Raw genomic sequence first — 795 nt, 5'->3', positions numbered from 1 at the left:
CGGCCCATACCCAGCCGCTGGCTGCCCTGACCCGTGAAGACCACACCCAGACGGCCCTCGACCACCGACCCCGACACCACACCCGAACCACTACCGGAAACCAAAGCCTCCAACCCGGACAGGAACTGTCCCGATCCCCGGCCCAAGACCACAGCCCGGTGCTCATGGACAGCACGGCCCGACAGCAGCGACCAGCCCACGTCGACGCAGTCGAGCGCATCGCACGCGGTGACGTGCTCGACGAGCCGCCCGGCCTGCGCGCGCAGCGCCTCCGCGCTCCGGCCCGACACCAACCAGGGAAGCGTGCTGGACAGAACGTCCGTTTTAGCGGCAGCAGTTGTTCCCGCCACCGGCACCTGCTCCACGATCACGTGGGCGTTCGTGCCGCTGACACCGAACGACGACACACCCGCACGACGCGGCGCGCCGCCGTCCCTCTCGGTCCACTCGCGGGCCTCGGTCAGCAGCTCGACGGCCCCGGCGGACCAGTCGACGTGGGTGCTCGGCTCGTCCACGTGCAGGGACGGCGGCAGGACGCCGGCACGCATCGCCATCACCATCTTGATGACGCCCGCGACTCCCGAAGCTGCCTGGGTGTGACCGACGTTGGACTTGATGGAGCCCAGCCACAGAGGCCGGCCGTCCTCGGGACGGTCCTGGCCATACGTGGCGAGCAAGGCCTGGGCCTCGATGGGGTCGCCGAGCGTGGTGCCCGTACCGTGGGCCTCCACAGCGTCGACGTCACCGGCCGTGAGACCGGCGTTCGCCAACGCGGCGCGGATCACACGCTGTTGG

Annotated in this window: 1 protein-coding gene; it reads right to left on the bottom strand. The window is 70.3% G+C overall.

Annotated features, from left to right (window positions below; translation table 11 throughout):
- Window positions 1–795, bottom strand: a 795-nt coding sequence (locus tag ADL01_RS22285) for a ketoacyl-synthetase C-terminal extension domain-containing protein (protein WP_199834894.1), incomplete at both ends; no start/stop codon positions are given.

The sequence above is a fragment of the Streptomyces sp. NRRL WC-3618 genome (genome assembly GCF_001280005.1).
In the GTDB taxonomy this organism is placed as follows: Bacteria; Actinomycetota; Actinomycetes; order Streptomycetales; family Streptomycetaceae; genus Streptomyces.
The sequence above is the reverse complement of the archived record's forward strand: the minus strand, read 5'-3'. Positions and strand labels throughout refer to the sequence as shown.